This window comes from Halovivax sp., from assembly GCA_007119345.1.
Taxonomy (GTDB): Archaea; Halobacteriota; Halobacteria; order Halobacteriales; family Natrialbaceae; genus Halovivax.
In genome coordinates this window covers 1-4,054 of sequence record SKPV01000073.1, presented here as the reverse complement: position 1 = coordinate 4,054, position 4,054 = coordinate 1, and the positions used below count along the sequence as shown (strand labels likewise).

The 4,054-nt window shown below is 70.7% G+C and carries 5 protein-coding genes; all 5 read right to left on the bottom strand.

What is annotated here, in order from left to right; genetic code table 11:
• On the bottom strand, positions 1–1,173 hold a 1,173-nt coding region (gene glmU / locus QZT59_RS05255; RefSeq protein WP_290812384.1), incomplete at its 3' end, for a bifunctional sugar-1-phosphate nucleotidylyltransferase/acetyltransferase.
• Between the two features lie 388 nt (positions 1,174–1,561).
• Positions 1,562–1,906, bottom strand: coding sequence for a winged helix-turn-helix domain-containing protein (locus QZT59_RS05250; protein ID WP_290812381.1), 345 nt, complete (start codon positions 1,904–1,906; stop codon positions 1,562–1,564).
• Positions 1,907–2,036: 130 nt separating this feature from the next.
• On the bottom strand, positions 2,037–2,387 hold the full coding sequence (locus QZT59_RS05245) for a hypothetical protein (protein ID WP_290812378.1): 351 nt from the start codon (positions 2,385–2,387) through the stop codon (positions 2,037–2,039).
• A 91-nt stretch (positions 2,388–2,478) separates the two neighbouring features.
• Positions 2,479–2,931, bottom strand: coding sequence for a hypothetical protein (locus tag QZT59_RS05240; protein ID WP_290812376.1), 453 nt, complete (start codon positions 2,929–2,931; stop codon positions 2,479–2,481).
• A 72-nt stretch (positions 2,932–3,003) separates the two neighbouring features.
• The gene (locus tag QZT59_RS05235; protein WP_290812374.1) at positions 3,004–3,942 is read right to left on the bottom strand and encodes an NAD-dependent epimerase/dehydratase family protein; all 939 of its coding nucleotides are present in this window, start codon (positions 3,940–3,942) and stop codon (positions 3,004–3,006) included.
• Between the last annotated feature and the right edge of the window lie 112 nt (positions 3,943–4,054).

Here is a 4,054-nt window from a genome sequence, read left to right as displayed (position 1 = left end):
GGTGACCGACTCGCCCGGAGCCGTGGTCGCGCCGGTCGAGAGCGTGACGCCGGCGTTCAGGTTCGTGTCGATGCCCGTCTTCGCGCCGTCGCCGACCACGACGCCGAGCTTCCGCCGGCCGGTGGAGACCCGCTCGCCCTTGACGGTGAGCTTCACGGGCTCGTCGTCGTGGCGGAGGTTGGCGACGACGGTCCCCGCGCCGAAGTTGACGTTCCGGCCCAGGATCGAGTCGCCGACGTACGAGAGGTGGTTCGCGGCGGCCCCGCGCATGAGGACGCTGTTCTTGACCTCCACGGCGTGCCCGACGCTCGCGTCGGGGCCGACGAGCGTCGCGCCCCTGACGTACGCGTTGGGCCCCACGGTCGCGCCGGCGCGGATCAGCGCCGGTCCCTCGATCACGACGCCGTCGTTCACGGTCGCGCCGGGTTCGACGACGACCCGGCCGTCGACGGTGGCGTCGTCGCTCACCGTCCCCTCGATCCGTCGGTCGAGCGCCGAGAGCTTCCACTCGTTGGCCTCGAGCAGCTCCCACGGCCGGCCGACGTCGAGCCAGCGCTCGAGCGGGACCGGTCGAACGTCCGCGCGCTCGATCGTCCGCGCGAGGACGTCGGTGATCTCGCGCTCTCCGCGTTCGCTCTCGGGAACGTCGAGCCACTCGCGGGCGTCGGCCGGGAACTGGTAGGCGCCCGCGTTGATCAGGTCGGAGGGCGGGTCGGTCGGCTTCTCGACGATGCCCGCGACGCGGCCGTCCTCGACGTCGAGCACGCCGTACTGGGTGGGATCGTCGACGCGGACGCTGGCGACCGCCGGACCGTCGGCGTAGAGCTCGTCGAGGCCGTCCCGGTCGAACAGCGCGTCGCCGTTGAGCACGGCGAACGGCTCGTCGGCGAGGTGCGGGGCGGCGGCGCGCACGGCGTCGGCGGTGCCGGCCCGTTCCTCCTGGACGGCGAACTCGACCGGGACGTCGAGGTCGGCCGCGTCGACGTACTCGCGGACGGCCTCGGATTCGTAGCCGACGACGAGGACGATCCGATCGGCGCCGGCTTCGACGGCGGCCTCGACGGTGTGGGCGACGAGCGGGCGGTCCGCCACGGGAAGCATCGGTTTCGGTCGGCGGTCGGTCAGCGGCCGCATTCGGGTGCCGCGGCCCGCGGCGAGCACGACGGTTTGCATGCAGGCGGATGGGTGCCGGGAGGGCCATAGGCGTTCTGGAACGACGCTCGCGGAGGCGGACGACGACGCGGTCGAGCCCGACAGGTGAACGGAGACGGGAACGGGAGGGGCAGTAGTCGAGCCGAATTGTGTCCACCGCCTCGATCGACGGCGGCGGCGTCGCTCGGTCCTCGTCGGCGGCGGCGACGCTCGATCCTCGTCGGCGGTGTCGCTCGATCCTCGACGGTGGCGGCGTCGCTCAATCCTCGGCGGCGACGTCGCTCGATCCTCGTCGGCGGTGTCGCTCGATCCTCGACGGTGGCGGCGTCGCTCAATCCTCGACGATGGCGTCGACGCTCAGTCCTCGTCGGCGGCGTCGTCGCGCAATCCTCGACGGTGGCGGCGACGCTCAGTCCTCGTCGTCGACGTCTCCGCGGGCGAAGCTCTCCGCCGCGTCGGCCGACGCATCCGCGTCCGGGCTCGGTCCGTCGACCAGGGCGTCGAAATCGTCGACTTCGTCGTACCGGTCCCGATAGACCAGCGCGGCCTTCCCGCGCGGCGTGAGTTCGTACACCCCGGATCGTTCGGACGGGCCGATCTTCTCGACGAGGCCGTAGTCCTCCAGGACCGGGAGCCTGGTGTTGATGTTCTTCCTGGATTTATCCGTGTGGTGGGCGAGGTTCGGCGCGACGTTTCGCCCCTCCTCCTCGAGCGCCTCGAGGATGAGGAAGTCGGTGGGCCGTCTGAGTTTCATTTTGTGTTCCCCCTCTCAACAGTTATCGTCGATGTCCGAATATCTAACACTTTTGGCCGTTCCGCGACCGTCGGCGAACGGGCGAAATTCCCGGTCGGGTCGTGAGAGCCACGTCTCGGCCCGCGACGATTCACTCGCGTTCGAGGTCCGTCGCCTCGCCGTCGACGAGGCGGTCCAGTTCGGCCTCGAGTTCGGCGCGGTTCAGTTCGAGCCCGGGGTTCGACGCGTCGCCGTCGGCGGTCCCGTCGTCCGCGTCCCGTTCGACCTCCGCCGTCGACTCGAGCGCCGACGCGTCCTCGTCCGCGGCCCGCCACCCGCCGTAGAGTTCGTAGGTCGCGTACGCGAGCAGGACGACGAGCAGGACCAGGAGCCCCCAGGAGACCATCCGACTCAGGAAGCGGGCCACCTGGCCCGCGAGGAGAACGGTCATCGCGGCGCCGGCGACGACGAGCGCGAGGCGCGCCGCCCGGTGATCGACCATGCGGCTCGGTACGGACGCCGACCTATAGAATGTACGGACGGTTCCGTCTCGAGCGAGCGGATCGACGCGGCCGATCGCGCACGGCCATCGATCAGGCGAGCGTCGCGTAGAGCAATCCGCCCAGCCCGAGCCCGAGGAACAGGGAGACCGTCCCCACGGCGAGGATCGGCGTCACCGGCTCGCGGTCGCGCGTCGTCGACCCGCCGTCGCCGGCGCCCCCGACGAAGCTGAACGCGCCGACCGCGACGAGGAAGCACGCGATCGACGCGAAGGTGCTCTCGATCGGGCGCGCCCGGACGGCCGGACGGTCGAGCGTGTAGTGAAAGGCGAAGAGCTCGGCCCACCGCGAGTCGTGGAAGGCTCGCAGCCGGGTCTCGGAGACGGGCGCGACGTGGTGGACGTCCGGAACCAGTCCCCAGATGCCGCCGATCGCGACCAGCCACAGCGGCCACTGCCAGCCGAGGTCGTACCGACGGGCGAACGGCGCGGCGACGAGGAGGCAGATGGACGCGCCGACGAGGAAGTGGACGATCGCGGGGGCCATTCGGCGTCGGTGTCATCGGCGGGGACGCTCGTTAGTATGGACCGGTTTCCTGGAGGGTCTCCGGGCGTCCGCTCAGTCCAACCGCTGGCGATACCAGTCGACGGTCCGGTCGAGCCCGTCGCGGATCGAGACCGTCGGCTCGAAGTCGAGGCGGGCTCGCGCCTTCGAGACGTCCGCCTCGGAGCGGTCGATGTCGCCCTCGCGGGGTTCGGCGTGCACGATGTCCGAGTTCGCGTCGGCGAGGTCGCGGACGAGTTCGGCGAGTTCGCGGATCGTGATCGACTCGCCGGTGCCGACGTTGTACGCCTCGCCGACGGCGTCGGTCGTCGCGGCGGCGAGGTTCGCCCGGACGACGTCGTCGACGAAGACGAAATCTCGCGTCTGGTCGCCGTCGCCGTGGACCGTGATCGGGTCGTCGTTCAGGGCTCGTTCGACGAAGACGCGGATGACGCCGGCGTAGTCGCCGCCGGACTGGCCCGGCCCGTAGACGTTGAAGTAGCGAAGGGGGACCGCGTCGAGGCCGTAGAGGTCGTGGTAGAGGTGCGCGTAGTGGTCGGCGGCGAGCTTCTCGAGGCCGTACGGGGAGGTGGGTTCTTTGCGGTCGGGTTCGCCGACGGGGATCGACTCGGGGTGGCCGTAGATCGCCGCGCTCGAGGCGAGGACGACCCGGACGTCGTGGCGACGGGCGGCCTCGAGGAGGCGGAGCGTGGACTCGGCGTTGACGGCGTGACTCTCGAGGGGGTCCTCGACCGACCGGGCGACGCTGACGACGGCGGCTTCGTGGAAGACGGTGTCGGCCTCGGCGACGGCGCGCTCGAGGGCGTCGGCGTCGCGGAGATCGGCCTCGATGAACCGCGCGTCACCGGGGACCGTCGATCGGTCGCCCGCGACGAGCGAGTCGAGGACCGCGACGTCGTTGTCATCGAGGAGCGCCCCGGCGAGTCGGGCGCCGATGAAGCCGGCGCCGCCCGTGACGAGGATGCGTTCGTTCGTGGGACCGAGCTGGGTCATTAGCGAAAGGGTTCTCCGGGGAGCCATTGAGTGTGGCGGTCGACGGACTCTCGTGAGACGAGTCGGACCGATTTCTCAGGGCCGACAGCGTCGACCCCCTTCCGGGATCGAT

Coding starts and splice junctions, on each gene's coding strand:
- QZT59_RS05240 (WP_290812376.1), bottom strand. CDS start 2,931: ATGGCCCCCGCGATCGTCCACTTCCTCGTCGGCGCGTCCATCTGCCTC.
- QZT59_RS05250 (WP_290812381.1), bottom strand. CDS start 1,906: ATGAAACTCAGACGGCCCACCGACTTCCTCATCCTCGAGGCGCTCGAG.
- QZT59_RS05245 (WP_290812378.1), bottom strand. CDS start 2,387: ATGGTCGATCACCGGGCGGCGCGCCTCGCGCTCGTCGTCGCCGGCGCC.
- QZT59_RS05235 (WP_290812374.1), bottom strand. CDS start 3,942: ATGACCCAGCTCGGTCCCACGAACGAACGCATCCTCGTCACGGGCGGC.